Origin of the sequence: Kitasatospora sp. NBC_00070, from assembly GCF_045041205.1 — a bacterium.
Taxonomy (GTDB): Bacteria; Actinomycetota; Actinomycetes; order Streptomycetales; family Streptomycetaceae; genus Kitasatospora.
On record NZ_CP108247.1, the window covers coordinates 6,488,577 to 6,505,717 of the forward strand.

The window sequence follows — 17,141 nt, forward strand, 5'->3', positions numbered from 1 at the left end:
GCGTTTCCACGCCCGCTCGCCGGCGGGCCCGGACGGGCCGGAGCCCCGGTCCGCAAGGGTGTGCGGGCCGGGGCTCCGGGCTGTGCGGGTGGATCAGGAGGCGGGGCCGACCTTGATGGTGGTCAGCTTGCCGCCCTGGGTCTCCCGAACGACCTCGATCTTGGTGTTGGTGTTCGGGACGGCGACGCCCAGCTGCGGGATCGCCGGGTCGGAGTAGACCCCGGTCCGGTCGTTGAAGACCGGGATGCCGGGCTTCGCCGGGTACTTGGTGGCCACGCCCGCGCTGTGCAGGGTGAAGGCCGTGGTGGGGTTGCGCGAGAAGGTCGCGTCGTGGCTCTGCGCCCGGCCGTTGACCAGCACGCCGCCCTTGAACTTCATCGCCTGCGGCCGCGCGTCGATCGGCAGGATCAGGCCGCCGCCCAGGTGGTCCTTGGTGTTGTTGTCGAGGTAGCTGGTGTCCCAGAGCCAGATCAACACACCTTCCTGGTACGGGTAGTTGTCGATCACGCCGGCCTTGCCCTCGACACCGCTGTAGCCGAAGTTGTACGGCCCGGTCTGCAGGTAGGCGCCGTAGCCGACGTAGCGGCGGTTCTCCACCAGGTACGCCCGCGGGTGCTCGCTGACCGAGTCCTTGCCCTTGAGCGGGTTGAAGCCGTTCAGCACCCAGCCCTGGTTGCCGTTCTCCGCGCCGTCGTCGAGCAGGGTGGCACCGTCGGCGGTGATCTTCACGGCGTCGATCAGCACGCCCTTGCCGTGGGTGTTGTTGTCCGAGGTGACGTGGAAGCGCAGCTGCACGGTCTTGCCGAGGTAGGCGTCCAGCGGGATGTTCAGCTGCCGCCAGGCGTTCGAAGTGCCGCTCAGGCCAGGGGTGTTGGCGGTGGTGTTGCCGATCGGCGCACCGTCCACCGTGCCGCCCAGCGACTTCCAGGTCTTGCCGTTGTCGGCGCTGGCCTCGACCGAGAGGAAGTCGTAGTCCTGCTCGATGTCGTACCAGGTGGCCGCCGAGATCGCCGCCGAGCCGGTGCGACCGGTCAGGTCCACCGTCCGGGACAGCGAGTTGTCGATGGAGTCACCGGTGCCGCTGTACCACTGCGAGGCACCCTGGAACGGGTCGGCCAGCGTGGTGGTCTTGGTGGTCGGCGGCAGGTGCACCAGCACGGCCTGGGCCTGGTCGGTGTTGTAGCCGCTGACGCCGAGCGCGTGGCTGGACCGGGTCGCGGCCTGCGCCTCGTCGTAGTTGAGCCAGCCGAACTGCAGCTTGCTCCAGGCGTCCAGGTCACCGGGGTACTCGCCGGTGGTGTTCTTGCCGCGGCCCAGGTACGAGGCCGAGGACATCAGCGACCAGAAGCTGACGCTGTTGTCGCCGCCCGTGGTCGGGTAGAGGTCCGGCAGGCCAAGGTTGTGGCCGAACTCGTGGGCGAACAGGCCGACGCCGCTGTTCTCGCCGCCCTGCACGTAGTCGTAGGCGAAGATGCCGGTGTCGCCGACCGGCGCACCGCCGATCTTGTTGCCCTCCGGGCCGACCTGTCCCGTCGGGTCCGGCAGGGCCCAACTCCGGTGCGCCCACAGCGCGTCGGCGCCCTGGGCGCCACCGCCCCAGGTCTCGTCGACGCCCGCGTGCACCACGACCAGGTTGTCGATGTAGCCGTCCGGCTCGTCGAAGTTCCCGTCCTTGTCGAAGTCGTAGCGGTCGTGCACGTCGTACTGCTTGAGCTCGGCCTTGACGTCGGCGGCGGTCCGGCCCTTGGCCAGCTCGCCGTCGTACCAGGCCTTGGTGGCGTCCCGGATGAACTCCTGCGCCTGGGTCCAGGCGCCGTTGCCCTGCGGGCCCTTGTTGCTGCCGTAGCGCGCCTCGTTGTACGGCAGGGTCACCCAGTCGGTGACGGTGCCCTCGAGGTCGTACCGGCCGGAGGACTGGGTGCGGTAGAAGTTCCGCATCGAGTTGGCGCCGGCCTTGTCGTCGAAGAACATCTGCTGGTAGTAGGCACGACTGAAGTCGTTCTTCCAGAAGGTGTGGGTGTCGCTCTTGTCGGGCTGCGGTATCACGTTGTGGGCCGGCCCGGGAGTGCCCGCGTAGCGCGGAACGCCGTTGTACAGCGTCGAGTTGTCGACCTGGTCGCCGAACTGGGCAAGGATCACGAAGACCTTGTCCTTGCGCTCCTGGGCGAGCTGGACGTAATCGTTGCCGATCTTGACCTTCTTGGGCGCGGTGCCCGCCGAGGTCTTCGCCAGTGAACCCTTGTTGAGCTGCTCCAGCGCCTTGGTGCGGAGCGCCTGCCGGGTCTTCTCCTGCGGCGCCAGCGGCCCCTCGGGAGCCTCCTTGCCCTCCGGGCCCACCTGGGCCTCGGCCGGCGCGTCCTGGGACTGCAGGGTGGGGGAGGGCTTCGGGGCGGCGTAGGCGTTGCCACTCAACAGGGTGGCGGCTATCGCACTGGTGGTCAGCGCAGCCGTGACGGCTGCGGACAGTCTGCGCAACTGACCGGTCCTTTCCGGACGGGGGTGGTCGGGTGGGCGAGGGTAATATTTCACATGTCATCCATCACATGGAAGACCTGTGTGCCGGTGGATCTCGCCGTCGGACCTGCCGGCCGGTACCGCGACCGGCGGGCCCCATGTCGGGTGTCCGCCGGAGGAGTTGGCGGAGCGCCCGGACGGCCGGGGCGGGACGGGGCAGGAACGGGCCACGGCCCGGCGCCGGGGGCGGGCACCGGACCGTGGGGTGCTGGGGAGATCAGCCCAGCGAGCTGCGCAGGAAGGCGAGTTCGGCCTCGCTGATCTGCTCGTTGACGCCGTTCGGGGTCATGTGGCTGACCGCGGGGAGCGGGAGCACCGAGTGCGGCCGGCCCGCCCTGGTGAGGGCCTGCGAGAGCAGCAGGGTGTGCGAGGGGTGGACGTTGTCGTCGGCCAGGCCGTGGATCAGCAGCAGCGGCCGGGTGAGTGACGGGGCGTCCGGGATCAGGCAGTCCGCGGCGTAGCCCTCCGGGTTGTCCTGCGGGAGACCGAGGTAGCGCTCGGTGTAGGCGGTGTCGTAGAGCCGGAAGTCGGTGGGCGGGGCGCCCGCGCAGGCGGCGTGGAAGACGTCCGGGCGGCGGAGCACCGCGAGCGCGGCGAAGTACCCGCCGTACGACCAGCCCCGGACGCCGACCCGGGTCAGGTCGAGGTCGGGGTGGGTGCCGGCCAGCGCCTGCAGGGCGGCGATCTGGTCGTCCAGCGCGACGGCGGAGAACCGGCGGAAGATCGCCCGGCTGAACGAGGGCGAGACGAACGGGGTGCCCCGGTTGTCGGTGGTGACCACGGCGAAGCCCTGGTCGGCCCACCACTGGCGGGCCTGCCAGCGACGCGGTTCGCTGGCCACCGCCTGGTGACCCGGTCCGCCGTACACGTCCAGCAGGACCGGCAGCCGACGGCCGGTCGGGTGGTTGCGCGGGTAGACCACGGCGGTGGGCAGGCCGAGTTCGGTGACCCGGGCCAGCCGCGGGGTGACCACGTGCGGGAACGGCGTGGCGCGGTCCAGCAGGGCGATCTCCTCGCCCCGGAAGTGCAGTCGGCGCTCGATGCCGGTGGGCCGGGCCGAGGTGAGCAGCAGGGTCTCGCCGGCCGCCACCGCGGAGTGCACGCCCGGGCCCTCGCTGAGCCGGGTGAGCGCGCCGGTGTCCGGGGCGAGCAGGAAGACGTGCTGGTCGACCGGGTCGTCCTGGCCGGCCTCGACCAGGAGTTGGCCGCGCAGCCGGCCGACCACCCGGCGGACCTGGGTCCGCTCGTCGGTGAGGATCTTCCCGTCCAGGGCGACGCCCCGGGCGTCGCCGCTCGGGGTGTCGGCGGCGGTGAGCAGCCGGCCGTCGGCCAGCCGGGCCGGTGTGCCGGGCAGGTCGTCCACCCAGAACTCGTCCACGGTGCGGGAGAGTTCGCGGGTCCGGCCGGTGGCCGGATCGGCGCTGAGCAGCAGCACGGTCTGCTGGAGCCGGTCGGCGACGGTGAGCAGCAGCTCGCCGTCCCCCTCCCAGTCGGCCGCGCAGACGTACGGGAAGGCGGCGGTGTCCCAGTCCAGCCGGACCCGGCCGCCGTCCAGGCCGAGCACCCAGAGCTGGAGGTCCACGTTGGGGCCGCCGGCCTGCGGGTAGGCGAAGCTCTCGGCGGCCAGTTCGGGCCGGGCCGGGTCGGCGAACCAGCGCAGCGGCAGGGCGGACTCGTCGATCCGGGCGGCCAGCAGCGCACGGCCGTCCGGGGACCACCAGTGGCCCCGGGTGCGACCGAGCTCCTCGGCGGCGGCGAACTCGGCGACGCCCCAGGCCCCTCCGTCGGCCGGGCTGAGCGGCTCGGCCCGGTCGGTCAGGTGCAGCGCGCCGCCGGTGACGTACGCCACCAGGCTGCCGTCGGCGTTCGGCCGGGGGTCGAAGGCCGGTCCGGCGACCGGGAGTTCGGTGCTGGAGCCGGCGTCCACCGTGGTCCGGAACAGTCGGCCGTCGAGGGCGAAGACGGCCACCGCGAGGTCGGCGGTGGCGGCGAAGGAGCCGATGCCGGGGGCCCAGAGCCGGAGCCGCTCGCGCAGCCGGCGCTCCAGGGCGGGCAGGTCGGCCGGGTCGCCGGTGCGGTGCGGCGCCAGCACGGTGGGGTCGGCGACCAGGTGCTCCTGCCGGGTGGTCGGGTCGAACAGCCAGAGCCGCTCGACCGGGTCCTCGGGGCCGGTGGAGCGCAGGAAGAGCAGCCGGGAACCGTCGGCGGCGAGCGTCACGGCGCGCGGGGCGCCGTAGCTGAAGCGGCCGGTCCGGGCGCTCAGGGCGAGGAAGGGGTCGGTGTGGGTCACGGGCCGATGGTTGCCGTGAGCAGGGGATTTCGGCTAGAAGTATGCAGTGTGAAATGTCACACACCATTATGACTGCCGGGGAGCGGGAGACCAGGATGAGTATCGAACCACCACGCCAACTGTCGGGTGCGGGAGCCCTGTTCACGCTGGATCCGACGGTGGCCCACCTCAACCACGGCAGCTACGGCGCGGTGCCGCTGCCGGTGCAGCGGGTCCAGGCCAGGCTGCGGGCCGAGCAGGAGCAGGACCCGGACGGCTTCTTCCTGGAGCTCCCGGACCGGGTGGCCCGGGCCCGGGCCCGGGTCGCCACCGCGCTCGGCGCCCGCCCCGACCGGATCGCCCTGGTCACCAACGTCACCGAGGGGATCGCGGTGGTGCTGGACTCGCTGCCGCTCGGGGAGGGCGAGGAGATCCTGGTCACCGACCACGGCTACGGCGTGGTGACCAGGGCGGCCGAGCGGCGGGCGGCGGAGAGCGGGGCCCGGGTGCGGACCGTCCGGCTCTCGGTGCACACACCCGACCAGGAGGCGGTCCGGGCCCGGATCCTGGCGGCGGTGGACGAGCGGACCAAGGTCGCCGTGCTCGACCTGGTCAGCTCGCCGACCGCCCGGCAGATCGCCGACCCGGTGCTGCTGGCCGCGCTGGCCGAGCGCGGGGTGACCACGGTGGTGGACGCCGCGCACGCCCCCGGGATGCTGCCGGTGGACCTCGGCGAGCAGGCCGGCGGCGCCGACTTCTGGATCGGCAACCTGCACAAGTGGGCGTTCGCGCCGAGGGCCTCGGCGGTGCTCGCGGTGCACGCCGCCTGGCGCTCGCGGATCCGGCCGCTGATGTTCTCCTGGGAGCACGACCGGGGCTTCCCCGGCCGGGTGGAGTGGCGCGGTACCTGCGACTACACCCCCTGGCTGGCGGCCCCGGCCGGGTTCGGCCTGCTGGACCAGCTCGGCGCCGAGCGGGTCAGGGCGCACAACGAGGCGCTGGCGGTGTACGGGCAGCAGCAGCTGGTGGAGCGGGCCGGGCTGCGGGCGCTGCCCGCGATGCCGGGGCTGGCGATGCGGGCGGTCCGGCTGCCGCCGGGGTGCGGGGAGAGCGAGCACACCGCGAAGGCGCTGATGGTGGGAATCCGACGACGGCTGGCCACCCGGGTGGCGATCCGGCCGTGGTCCGGCGGCGGGGTGCTGCGGATCAGCGCGCAGGTCTACAACCGGCCGGAGGAGTACCGCGCGCTGGCCGCCGGGATCGGCGAGCTGCTGGACGGTCGCTGACCGCCCGTCAGCCGTACCGCCCGTCAGTTGCACCGCCCGTCGGGTGGACCGCCCGTCGGGTGCACCGCCCGTCCGCCGCGCCGGTCGGCGGTCAGTCGGCGGCGCGGAGCTCGGCCAGCAGCTCGCCCCGGTCGGCGATCAGCTCGGTGAGGATCCGCCGGGCGGCCCGCATCAGGTCGGCCACGTCGCCGCCGGCCAGCGCGTAGACCACGGTCGAGCCCTCGCGGGAGGCGGTGACCAGACCGGCCCGGCGGAGCTGGGCGAGCTGCTGGGACAGGCTGGACGGCTCGATGTCCAGCGCCACCACCAGGTCACGGACCGGCGTGGGCCCGGCCTGCAGCAGCTCCAGCACCCGGATCCGCACCGGGTGCCCGAGCATCCGGAACAGTTCGGCCTTCGCCTGGTACAGCTGGGGCACCGCAGCTCACCCCTCTCCCGGAGGCCCGTCCTCGGTCGGCGGCCGACCGCCGCTCAGAGCTCAAGGGTGGCCTCCAGCCGGCGGAGCTGGTGGCGGGCCATCGCCATGTTGGCCCGGGCCCGGTTGAGCGCGAGGTAGAGGAAGAGCCCGCGCCCGTTCGGCATGGTGAGCGGGCGGATCAGGTGGTACTGGGTGGTGAGGGTGATCAGCATGTCCTCGATCTCGTTGTCGTGCAGGTTGAGCATCTGCATGGTGCGCATCTTGGCCCGGACCAGGTCCGTGTTGCCCGCCGCCGCCACGTTGAGGTCGAGCTCGGTGTTGTCGCCGAGGGTGCCGAGCGCCATCCCGCTGTCGTAGTCGACCAGGGCGACGCCGATCGCGCCGTCGATGGTCATGGCTTCCTTGAGTGCGCTCTCCAGATTGGCCATCGGGATCCTCCAGTCGGCGAGGCCCGCATCGGAGGGCGGGCTCGGTGGGACGACTGTAGGAAGCGCGGCGGGTCCGCAGGCGATCTGCCCGGAGTTGGCCGAAGCGGAGCGGGAAGTGATCGTCTGTCAGCGAATTGAAGACTTCTGCAACTGAGAAGCTGACCCGATTCGCTACTCCGCGTGCACGGACGGCTGCGCCGGGTGGCCCGCCCGGCGGTGCGGCCCCGGTCGACGGAGCGCCAAAACGACAGGTCGACATCGGGCGACCCGCCCGGCCCGCAACCCGGGTGAAAACGGTGCTGTTGATGTCCGTCCAGACGGGTAATGTCTGGCTGAGATGCTCGATCACCACACCAACCACAGCCGCTGCGCCCCCTGGTCGGCCACCGCCGCCCGGGCCCCGCAGCCGCAGGCGTCGCCGTCTGCGCCCCCGTCCCGCCCGGCCGGTCCCCGGCCCGGCAGCCAGCAGTCCCACGGGAAGAAGAGGTGACGCCGATGAACAGCGCCATGCCCGAACACCCGGAGACCCCCGGCACCGAGGAGCTCGGCCCGGCCGAGGCCTACGCGGCCTTCCGCCGCCGGGCCAAGGAGCAGGCCACCATCCTCTACGGCTTCCAGCAGCTGTACGACTTCGAGCTGGACGAGTTCCAGCTCGAGGCGTGCCGCGCCCTGGAGGCCGGCGAGGGTGTGCTGGTCGCGGCCCCGACCGGCTCCGGCAAGACCATCGTCGGCGAGTTCGCCGTGCACCTGGCCCTGCAGTCCGGCCGGAAGTGCTTCTACACCACGCCGATCAAGGCGCTCTCGAACCAGAAGTTCGGCGACCTGGTGAAGCGCTACGGCGCCGACAAGGTCGGCCTGCTCACCGGTGACAACAGCGTCAACGGCGACGCCCCGGTGGTCGTGATGACCACCGAGGTGCTGCGCAACATGCTCTACGCGGGCTCCTCCGCGCTGAACGGCCTCGGCTACGTGGTGATGGACGAGGTGCACTACCTGGCCGACCGGTTCCGCGGCGCGGTCTGGGAAGAGGTGATCATCCACCTGCCCGAGTCGGTGGTGCTGGCCTCGCTGTCCGCCACCGTCTCCAACGCCGAGGAGTTCGGCGACTGGCTGGACACCGTGCGCGGCGGCACCAAGGTGATCGTCTCCGAGCACCGCCCGGTGCCGCTCTGGCAGCACGTGATGGCGGGCAACCGGATGTACGACCTGTTCGCCAACCCGGACGTGGACGGTCGCCCCAAGAACGCCCCGCGCAACCCGGCGAAGGCGGTCAACCCCGAGCTGGTCCGGCTGGCCCGCTCCGAGGGCGACCGCGGCTCGCGCAACGACAAGTTCGCCCGCGGCCGGGGCCGTTCGATGCCCACCGGCCGCCCGAACCGGGTCTGGACGCCCGGCCGGGTCGACGTGATCGAGCGCCTCGACGCCGAGGGCCTGCTGCCCGCGATCACCTTTATCTTCAGCCGGGCCGGCTGCGAGGCGGCCGTCCAGCAGTGCCTGACCTCCGGCCTGCGGCTGAACCGGGACAGCGACCGGGCCACCGTCCGGGCGATCGTCGAGGAGCGCTGCGCCGACATCCCCGACGAGGACCTGCACGTGCTCGGCTACTTCGAGTGGCTGGACGGGCTGGAGCGCGGCATCGCCGCCCACCACGCCGGGATGCTGCCCCGGTTCAAGGAGGTGGTCGAGGAGCTCTTCGTGAAGGGGCTGGTCAAGGCCGTCTTCGCGACCGAGACGCTGGCGCTGGGCATCAACATGCCCGCCCGCTCGGTGGTGATGGAGAAGCTGGTCAAGTGGAACGGCGAGACCCACGCCGACATCACCCCCGGCGAGTACACCCAGCTCACCGGCCGGGCCGGGCGACGCGGCATCGACATCGAGGGCCACGCCGTGGTGCTCTGGCAGCGCGGCATCGACCCGGAGGCGCTGGCCGGCCTGGCCGGCACCCGGACGTACCCGCTGCGCTCCTCGTTCCGCCCCTCGTACAACATGGCGGTCAACCTGGTCGGCCAGTTCGGGCGGCACCGCTCGCGCGAGCTGCTGGAGACCTCGTTCGCCCAGTTCCAGGCGGACCGCGCGGTGGTCGGCATCGCCCGCCAGGTGCAGAAGAACGAGGACGGGCTGGAGGGCTACCGCGAGTCGATGACCTGTCACCTCGGTGACTTCGACGAGTACATGAACCTCCGTCGGACGCTCAAGGAGCGGGAGAACGAGCTCGCCCGCGAGGGCACCGGCCAGCGCCGGGCCGCCGCGATCGAGGCGATCGAGGCGCTCAAGCCGGGCGACGTGATCCACGTGCCGACCGGCAAGTTCGCCGGGCTCGCGCTGGTGCTCGACCCCGGCCTGCCGCCGGTCAGCCGCTCGCCCCGGACGGTCCGTCACCCGGACTACCAGGACGGCCCGCGCCCGGTGGTGCTCACCGCCGAGCGGCAGGTCAAGCGGCTCGCGATGATCGACTTCCCGTACCCGGTGACGGCGGTCGACCGGGTGAAGATCCCCAAGTCCTTCAACCCGCGCAGCCCGCAGTCCCGGCGCGACCTGGCCTCGGCCCTGCGCACCAAGGCGGGCCACCTGGAGCCCGAGCGGTTCCGCAAGGGCCGGGCGGCCGCCGCCGACGACCCGGAGATCGCCCGGCTGCGCGCCGAGCTGCGACAGCACCCCTGCCACGGCTGCGACGAGCGCGAGGACCACGCCCGCTGGTCCGAGCGCTACCACCGCCTGCACCGGGACACCGAGCTGCTGGAGCGCCGGATGCGCTCCCGCACCCACACCATCGCCCGCACCTTCGACCGGGTCTGCGGCCTGCTCACCGACCTCGGCTACCTCAGCGGGGACACCGTCACCGAGGACGGCAAGCGCCTCGGTCGGCTCTACGGCGAGCTCGACCTGCTGGCCTCGGAGTGCATCCGCGAGGGCGTCTGGGCCGAGCTCAGCCCGCCCGAACTCGCGGCCTGCGCCTCGGCGTTGGTCTACGAGTCGCGGCAGTCCGACGACGCGGCGGCACCTCGGGTGCCGGAGGGCGCGAGCAAGGAGGCGCTCGGCCGGATGATCCGGATCTGGGGTCACCTGGACGCCCTGGAGGAGCAGCACAAGATCAACACGGCCGAGGGCGTCGGCCAGCGCGAACCCGACCTCGGCTTCGCCTGGGTCGCCTACCGCTGGGCGCTCGGCCACAACCTCGACCAGGTGCTCCGGGACGCCGACCTCCCGGCCGGCGACTTCGTCCGCTGGACCAAGCAGCTGATCGACGTGCTCGGCCAGATCCAGGACGCGGCGGGGGAGGACGCCAAGCTCCGCTCCACCGCCCGGAAGGCGGTGGACTCGCTCCGGCGCGGCATCATCGCCTACTCCTCGGTCGGCTGAGGCACACGGCACACCACCAGGGGCTCGGGGAACTGCGAGGAGGTCCGGCGTGCGGGTCACACCGCACGGTCGGCGTCGCAGTTCCCCGAGCCCCTGCGGGTCGCCGGGCGAAAGTGGTGAGCAGGTAAGAGGTCCGTTCATGCATGATGACCGGATGAACCGCAGTGACCAGCGCTTCCACGTCATCGTGCTGTCGAACTTCGCGAGGGGCTTCGACAAGTACGCCTTCGCCTATGGCAAGGCAGGGATTCCGGAGAGTACCCATCCCGACCGGTTCCACCTGCTGACCCGCGCGGAGTTGGGGATCGGCGTCGGCAAGGCCGGACGCCTGCTGGACCGGCTGGCCATTCCGGGCGACCGACTGCTGGTGCTGGAAACCACGGTGGACCCCGACGCCCTGCTCCCGAACACGTCGACCGGCCTCGGCGCGGAACTGCACGAGGCGAGCATCCGACTGTCGGCCGTGCACGAACTCGACCAAGCGGGCGACGAGTTCACGCTGCGCCCGACGACCGTCGAGGACGCGATGGCGGCCTCCCTGCAGCTGCACGGGTCGGCGCAGCGTCGCTACGCGGACCTGCGACCGCGCACCGTCTCGGTGCTGCCGGTCGCCTCCGCCTGCCAGGCCCGGTGCTCGTTCTGTTTCTCCGCGGCCTCGATCTCCAGCGACCAGGCGCCGGCCCGGGTCCCGTGGGACACGGTCGCCCACTGGCTGGAGCGCGCCCGCGAGGCGGGTGCCGAGCGGGCGGTGATCACCGGTGGCGGGGAGCCCACGCTCATACCGTTCGACCAGCAGCTGCGGCTGGTGTCCGCCTGCTCGGCGGCCTTTCCGAAGGTCGTCCTGATCACCAACGGGCACACCCTGGCGAAGGGCGGGCACGCCGACCGGGCCGACCGGTTGGCGGCCCTGGGCGCCGCCGGTCTGAGCGTGCTGGCGGTCTCCCGGCACCACCAGGACGAGGCGGTCAGCGAACGGCTGATGATGCTGCGCACACCGGTGGGCTCGCTGGTCGACAGCTGGCGGGAGGAACGTGACCGCTGGCCGGGGCTGCGGATGCGGCTGATCTGCGTACTCCAGCACGGCGGCGTGGCCGACGAGGCCGGGGTCGCCGACTACCTCTCGTGGGCCGCCGGTCTCGGCATCGAGGAGGTCTGCTTCAAGGAGCTCTACGTCTCCACCAGCACCGAGTCGCTCTACTTCGACCGCGCCGCCAACACCTGGAGCCGGGAGCGCCAGGTCTCGCTGTCCGTGGTCACCCGGTTCGCCGAGCAGCACGGCTTCGAACTGGCGAGCCGCCTGCCCTGGGGTGCCCCGGTCTACCACGGCAGTTGGGACGGCCGGCCGCTTCGGATCGCCGCCTACACCGAGCCCAGCCTGCTCTGGGAGCGGACCAACGGGATCGCCCGCAGCTGGAACGTGCTGGCCGACGGACGCTGCTACGCCTCCCTGGAGGACCGGGCCGGCGAGATCGTTCGGGAAGGGGCAGCGGTATGAGGTTCGACGAGTTCCAGGAGTTCCGGCAGCGGCAACTCGGCTCCGTCCCTTCCCTGTTGGACGTCGCCGAGACCAATGTGTACCGGGCGCTCGCTCCGCTGCGACCGGAGCCGCCGGCCGACCCGAGGACGGTGCACCGGTGCGATCTGGCCCGCGCCTGGCTGCGGCGGTTCGAGCTGCCGGAGGACTGGTCCCGCCGCACCATGGTCTGCCGAGGGGTCCGGCACGGGCTCGACGTGGTGTTCCACTGGCTGCGCGCCGGGCAGGCGCGGCTGTGGTTGCCCAGCGACGTCTACCCGGTCTACTTCGAGCTGGCCCGGGCCGCGGGCCTGGCGCCCGGGTCCTACCCGACGCTGCCGGCGCCGGTCCTCCCGACGTCTCCGGCGGACGGCCGGCCCGAGTACCTGCTGCTCGCCAACCCCAGCAAGCCGCTCGGCCGGTACCTCTCCGACGCCGAATGCGACGCGGCCGTCTCGTGGTTGGCGGAATCACCGCACCGTCACCTGCTGATCGACAGCGTCTACGACCTGGGCACCCCGTTCGCCGCCGGCACCCGGCGACTGCTGGGCACCGGCCGTGCGGTCCTGCTCCACTCGGTCACCAAGGGGTGGCTGTGGCCGCGCACCTTCGGCGTGGTCCTGCTGGGTCCGGCGCAGGCCGAACTGGCCGAGGCGTTCCGGGCGGATCCGCCGACGCAGGCCCAACTGAGGCTCGCCGACCTGCTGTTGACCGAGCACGCCGACCTGCCCCGGCAGGTCGCCGACGAACTGGCCGCCCGGGCCGAGCGGCTGTTCGGACGACTGCCGAGCGAGGTGCTCGGGGCGATTCCGGCGGCGAGCCGGACCTGCCCCGGCAACTACTTCTTCCCGGTGGACATCCCGGCGGAGACGCTCCAACGCGAGTACGGCGTCCTCGCCCTACCGGCCGGCGTGTTCGGGGAGGGCGACTGGCCCGGCTCCGTCCTGACCAGCCTCGCCGACGTCTTCGGCCCTACCTCGGGCCCGGCGCGCTGAGCGTGCTCGGCCCGGGTGCGGGCCGAGCACGTGGTGCTCAGCGGGTGGCCGCGAGGGCGTCGAGGAGGCGGGTGAGGGAGGTACCGAGGCCCCAGCGTTCCGACAGCGCTTCGAGGGTCATGGGGTCGAGCGGTTCGCGGGGGAGCGTCAGGTCGAGGTCGGGGACCGGGACGTCGGTGGCCACCCGGACGACGGTGGGGGCGACGTCGAGGTAGGCGGCGCCTTCGAGCAGGTTCCTGCGGCGGGCCGGGGTGAGCTTGGAGAGCGGGTCGGCGGCTGCGGCGCGGATGCCGGCCAGGTCGCCGTACTCGTGGATGAGCTGGGCGGCGGTCTTCTCGCCGATGCCCTTGACCCCGGGCAGCCCGTCGCTCGGGTCACCGCGCAGGGCGGCCATGTCGGCGTACTGGGAGCCGGTCACGCCGTACTTCTCGCGCAGCGCGGCCTCGTCGATCAGCTGGGCGTTGCCGACGCCCTTGACCGGGTAGAGCACGGTCACCCGCCGGGCGTCGTCGACCAGTTGGAACAGGTCCCGGTCACCGGTGACGATCTGCACCGGACCGCCCGCCCGGGTGGCCAGGGTGCCGATCACGTCGTCCGCCTCGTAGCCGGGTGAGCCGATCCGGGCCAGGCCGAGCGCGTCCAGCACCTGTTCGATCACCGGCACCTGGGGGGCCAGGGTGTCCGGGATCTCCTCCTCGCCCTCGACCGAGGGCTCCGCCGCCAGCCGGTGCGTCTTGTAGGTGGGGATCAGGTCCACCCGCCACTGCGGGCGCCAGTCGGCGTCCATGCAGGCGACCAGCTGGTCGGGGTGGTGGTCCTGGACCAGCCGGGTGATGAAGTCCAGCAGGCCGCGCACGGCGTTCACCGGCTGCCCGTCGGGGGACTTCAGGGAATCCGGTACGCCGAAGTAGGCCCGGAAGTAGAGACTCGCCGAGTCGAGCAGCATCAGCCTGGGTGCGGTCATGGCCTCGATCATGCCGCACCCGGCTGACGGAACCTCAGCGGCACGGCCCGGTCAGTGCCGGTGCGGGCCGCTCCGGTGCACCGGGCCGTGCGAGTCGCCGCAGTGGTCGTCCCCCGGGCCGGCGCCGCCCGCCTCCACCGCCGAACGCCCTATGGCCAGCAGTTCCTGGCCCAGCTCCTCGCCGACGTGGTCGACCTGGAGGGTGGCGTGGGTGATCCGGTACTCGTCCCGCAGGGTGCGCTGCAGATCGCGGCGGACGGCGTGGCAGTCACCGCCGGGGGCCACCAGGATGTGCGCGGAGAGCGCGGGCTGGCCGGAGGTGATCTCCCAGATGTGCAGGTCGTGGATCTCCTCCACCTGGGAGGAGTCGATCAGCCGGTCGGCCACCGTGTCCGGGTCGATCCCGGCGGGCGCGGCCTCCAGGAAGATCCGCCCGGAGTCCCGGACCAGCCCGATGCCCGCCTTCAGCATCAGTGCCACCACGATCAGCGAGGCGATCGAGTCCGCCCGGGTGAAGCCGGTGGTCACGATGAGCAGACCGGCCACGGCGGTGGCGATGAACGCGTACAGGTCGGTCAGTACGTGCTGGAAGGCGCCCTCGACGTTCAGCGAGCTGCGGTTGGCCTTCGACATGCACCAGGCCGCCCCGATGTTCACCACGACCCCGACCAGCGCGGTCACCAGCACCAGCGAACCGGTCACCTCCGGCGGGTCGAACAGCCGGCTGGCCGCCTCGTAGCCGAGCCAGGCGGCGAGCAGCAGCAGGGTGATCCCGTTCGCCTGCGCGGACAGGATCTCGGCGCGCTTCAGCCCGTACGTGTACCCGCCGCGCGCCGGGCGCTGGGAGAGCCGCATCGCGATCAGCGCCAGCACGATCGAGGCCGCGTCGGTCAGCATGTGCGCCGCGTCCGAGATCAGCGCGAGCGACCGGGCGGCGAAACCGACCACCACCTCGCCGGCCATGAAGACCACGATCAGGGTCAGCGCACTGAGCAGCCACTTGCGGTCCGCGTCGGCGGAGATGCCGTGCGAGTGGCCCGCGTGGCCGCCCGGTCCTCCGTGGTCGTGGTCGTGCTCGTGGTTCGCCATCGAGATCCTTCCCCGAACGCACTGGAGCCAGGGCGGAGCCGCCCCGCACCGGAAGTGAACCGCAGATCGGACGAAGATCCAAAGGCTGCACTGGTGACCGTTGTCGTTCCCGTCGGGCACCCTCCGCTACGCCTCCCCGGCCGTTCATCAACCGGTCGGCCGCCTCCGCTAGGGTCTGCCCGCCACTGGGCGAACAGGGGAGCGGACGTGTCGGAGCATCAGGAGCGGATCTCGCTGCCCACCATCGCCCGGGAGTGGGGCCGGATCGGCTGCACCGGCTTCGGCGGTCCGCCCGCGCACATCCTGCTGCTCCGCCGGCTCTGTGTGGAGCGGCACGGCTGGCTGAGCCCGGACGAGTTCGAGGACGGCATCGCGGCCACCAACCTGCTGCCCGGGCCGGCCTCCACCCAGCTGGCGATCTTCACGGCCTGGCGGCTGCGCGGCCCGGCCGGCGCCCTGGTCGGCGGCGCCTGCTTCATCCTCCCTGGCCTGGCCCTGATCCTGGCGCTGGCCGCACTCTTCCTGGCGGGCGACCCGCCGTCCTGGGTGCTCGGCGCCGCCGCCGGAGCGGGCGCGGCGGTACCGGCCGTGGCGGTGCAGGCCGCCGTCGCCCTGGCGCCCGGCAGCCTGGCCCGGGCCGGTACGACCCGGGCGGGCCGGGCCCGCTGGATCGGGTACGCGCTCAGCGGCGCTGCCGCCGCACTGCTCGCCGGCCCCTGGCTGGTGCTCGTCCTGCTGGCCGCGGGGCTGGCCGAAGTCACCTTCCGGGGACAGCGGCCGGCGCTGCCCCTGCTGCTCGGCGCCCTGCCCGCGACCGGCGGCCTCGGCGCCCTGGCCTGGGTCGCGCTCAAGGTGGGGGCGCTCTCGTACGGCGGGGGCTTCGTGATCATCCCGCTGATGCGGTACGACGCGGTCGAGCGCTACCACTGGATGACGGACGGTCAGTTCCTGAACGCCGTCGCCCTCGGCCAGGTCACCCCGGGCCCGGTCGTCCAGACCATCGCGGTGGTCGGCTACGCGGCGGCCGGGCCGGCGGGCGGCCTGCTGGCGGCCCTGGTGGCCTTCGCCCCGTCGTTCCTGTTCGTCCTGCTCGGCGCCGCCCACTTCGACCGCCTCCGCGCCGACCACCGGGTCCAGGACTTCCTCACCGGCGCGGGCCCCGCCGTCACCGGGGCCATCGCCGGCTCGGCCGTGCCGCTCGCCCTCGGTCTGCAACTCCCTTGGCAGTACGTGCTCCTGGGGCTCGCCCTGCTCTGGCTGCTGGCGGCCCGCCGCTCCGTCGTCCCCTGCCTGCTGCTGGCCGGCCTGGCCGGGGCGCTCCTCAGCTGAACCTCGCGGCTGCGCTGTAGGCAGGCGCCCAGCCGTCTATTACCCAGGGGCTCGGGGCTCTGCGAGGAGATCTGGCGTTCGGGTCACTGCGAAAGTGCCTGACCGCCCACGCGACGATCACCTTTTACGAGGCCGGCGTCGCAGTTCCCCGAGCCCCTGACCGTAGATCCGGAGCACCTGCCAAAAGGGTCGGCTGCGCTGCCTAGACCACCGCAGGTACCCGCGCCGCCTCCACCAGGGCCTGCATCACCCGGAGGTCGTCCCCCTGCTCCGGGTGCCACTGGACGCCGAGGACGAAGCCGGGGCCCTCGATCCCCTCGATGGTGCCGTCCTCGGCCAGGGCGTTGACCAGCAGCCCCTCGCCGAGCCGGTCGACCGCCTGGTGGTGCGAGGTCGGGACCTCGACCGCCGGCTCGGGGAGCAGCTCCGCGAGCCGGGTGCCGGCCAGCGGCCGGACCGGGTGGGAGCCGTAGCGGTTGGCGTCGGGGAGGTGGCGCTCGCCGCCCTCCAGGTGCTGCACCAAGGTGCCCCCGCAGACCACGTTGAGCAGCTGCATGCCCCGGCAGATACCGAGCAGCGGCAGGCCGGCGGCCAGGGCGGCCCGCAGCAGGGCGGCCTCCCAGAGGTCCCGCTCGGGTGCGGTGGCCCGGGTCCTCGGGTGCGGGCGGGCGCCGTAGAGGGCGGGGTTGACGTCGGGGCCGCCGGAGATGACCAGGCCGTCCAGCCGGGCCAGCAGGCCGGGTGCGGTCTCGGGGGAGTCGGGCGGCAACAGGACGGCGGTGCCACCGGCGCGCTGCACCAGCTGCGGGTACCGCTCGGGAAGCAGCACCGCCCGCTGGGCGTCCCAGGGGCCCCACGTCGCGTCGTTGACGTAGGTGCTGACTCCGATCAGGGGTCTGTTGGTCATGGCCCGGATTCTGCACCGTCGGGGTGGGTCGCGGTGGCCGATTCGCCGTCAGGTCGCCCGGTCGCCGGA

General features: G+C 72.6%; 12 protein-coding genes. 5 read left to right on the plus strand and 7 right to left on the minus strand.

The window, feature by feature from the left end; translation table 11 throughout:
- Positions 1-93 precede the first annotated feature (93 nt).
- Entirely contained in the window at positions 94-2,475 is a 2,382-nt protein-coding gene (locus OHV05_RS29480) for an immune inhibitor A domain-containing protein (RefSeq protein ID WP_405020376.1), read from the minus strand.
- Positions 2,476-2,731: 256 nt separating this feature from the next.
- Positions 2,732-4,804 carry a prolyl oligopeptidase family serine peptidase gene (locus OHV05_RS29485; protein WP_405020377.1) on the minus strand — a complete coding sequence of 691 codons (2,073 nt, stop codon included), beginning with the start codon at positions 4,802-4,804 and terminating at the stop codon, positions 2,732-2,734.
- A gap of 95 nt (positions 4,805-4,899) precedes the next feature.
- Here OHV05_RS29485 and OHV05_RS29490 point away from each other — a divergent pair, with 95 nt between their 5' ends.
- Entirely contained in the window at positions 4,900-6,069 is a 1,170-nt protein-coding gene (locus OHV05_RS29490) for an aminotransferase class V-fold PLP-dependent enzyme (RefSeq protein ID WP_403031764.1), read from the plus strand.
- Between the two features lie 91 nt (positions 6,070-6,160).
- On the opposite strand, the gene OHV05_RS29495 is transcribed toward OHV05_RS29490, so the two are convergent.
- Both OHV05_RS29495 and OHV05_RS29500 read right to left on the minus strand, forming a co-directional pair.
- On the minus strand, positions 6,161-6,487 hold the full coding sequence (locus OHV05_RS29495) for a metalloregulator ArsR/SmtB family transcription factor (RefSeq protein ID WP_313068149.1): 327 nt from the start codon (positions 6,485-6,487) through the stop codon (positions 6,161-6,163).
- A 53-nt stretch (positions 6,488-6,540) separates the two neighbouring features.
- A complete protein-coding gene (locus OHV05_RS29500; protein ID WP_403031760.1) occupies positions 6,541-6,915 on the minus strand; it encodes a hypothetical protein in 375 nt (124 codons plus the stop codon).
- Between the two features lie 495 nt (positions 6,916-7,410).
- Here OHV05_RS29500 and OHV05_RS29505 point away from each other — a divergent pair, with 495 nt between their 5' ends.
- From OHV05_RS29505 to OHV05_RS29515, 3 genes are all read left to right on the plus strand, one after another.
- A complete protein-coding gene (locus tag OHV05_RS29505) occupies positions 7,411-10,275 on the plus strand; it encodes a DEAD/DEAH box helicase (RefSeq protein WP_405020378.1) in 2,865 nt (954 codons plus the stop codon).
- 154 nt (positions 10,276-10,429) lie between these two features.
- Positions 10,430-11,770, plus strand: coding sequence for a radical SAM protein (locus OHV05_RS29510; RefSeq protein ID WP_405020379.1), 1,341 nt, complete (start codon positions 10,430-10,432; stop codon positions 11,768-11,770).
- Entirely contained in the window at positions 11,767-12,783 is a 1,017-nt protein-coding gene (locus OHV05_RS29515) for an aminotransferase class I/II-fold pyridoxal phosphate-dependent enzyme (protein WP_405020380.1), read from the plus strand. The genes OHV05_RS29510 and OHV05_RS29515 overlap by 4 nt, the downstream gene beginning before the upstream one ends.
- A gap of 37 nt (positions 12,784-12,820) precedes the next feature.
- Here the strand turns inward: OHV05_RS29515 and OHV05_RS29520 are convergent, their stop codons facing one another.
- Together OHV05_RS29520 and OHV05_RS29525 are read right to left on the minus strand one after the other, a co-directional pair.
- On the minus strand, positions 12,821-13,729 hold the full coding sequence (locus OHV05_RS29520) for a 5'-3' exonuclease H3TH domain-containing protein (RefSeq protein WP_405021573.1): 909 nt from the start codon (positions 13,727-13,729) through the stop codon (positions 12,821-12,823).
- Between the two features lie 69 nt (positions 13,730-13,798).
- Entirely contained in the window at positions 13,799-14,836 is a 1,038-nt protein-coding gene (locus OHV05_RS29525; RefSeq protein ID WP_405020381.1) for a cation diffusion facilitator family transporter, read from the minus strand.
- A 207-nt stretch (positions 14,837-15,043) separates the two neighbouring features.
- On the opposite strand from OHV05_RS29525, the gene chrA reads away from it, so the two are divergent.
- A complete protein-coding gene (chrA, locus tag OHV05_RS29530; RefSeq protein ID WP_405020382.1) occupies positions 15,044-16,165 on the plus strand; it encodes a chromate efflux transporter in 1,122 nt (373 codons plus the stop codon).
- Positions 16,166-16,367: 202 nt separating this feature from the next.
- Here the strand turns inward: chrA and OHV05_RS29535 are convergent, their stop codons facing one another.
- Entirely contained in the window at positions 16,368-17,072 is a 705-nt protein-coding gene (locus OHV05_RS29535) for a gamma-glutamyl-gamma-aminobutyrate hydrolase family protein (protein WP_405020383.1), read from the minus strand.
- Between the last annotated feature and the right edge of the window lie 69 nt (positions 17,073-17,141).

Bases quoted from the DNA above. Each gene is read 5' to 3' on its own strand.
- OHV05_RS29490 (WP_403031764.1), top strand. From the start codon at position 4,900: ATGAGTATCGAACCACCACGCCAACTGTCGGGTGCGGGAGCCCTGTTC.
- OHV05_RS29500 (WP_403031760.1), bottom strand. From the start codon at position 6,915: ATGGCCAATCTGGAGAGCGCACTCAAGGAAGCCATGACCATCGACGGC.
- OHV05_RS29505 (WP_405020378.1), top strand. From the start codon at position 7,411: ATGAACAGCGCCATGCCCGAACACCCGGAGACCCCCGGCACCGAGGAG.
- OHV05_RS29510 (WP_405020379.1), top strand. From the start codon at position 10,430: ATGAACCGCAGTGACCAGCGCTTCCACGTCATCGTGCTGTCGAACTTC.
- OHV05_RS29515 (WP_405020380.1), top strand. From the start codon at position 11,767: ATGAGGTTCGACGAGTTCCAGGAGTTCCGGCAGCGGCAACTCGGCTCC.
- OHV05_RS29520 (WP_405021573.1), bottom strand. From the start codon at position 13,729: ATGCTGCTCGACTCGGCGAGTCTCTACTTCCGGGCCTACTTCGGCGTA.
- OHV05_RS29525 (WP_405020381.1), bottom strand. From the start codon at position 14,836: ATGGCGAACCACGAGCACGACCACGACCACGGAGGACCGGGCGGCCAC.
- OHV05_RS29535 (WP_405020383.1), bottom strand. From the start codon at position 17,072: ATGACCAACAGACCCCTGATCGGAGTCAGCACCTACGTCAACGACGCG.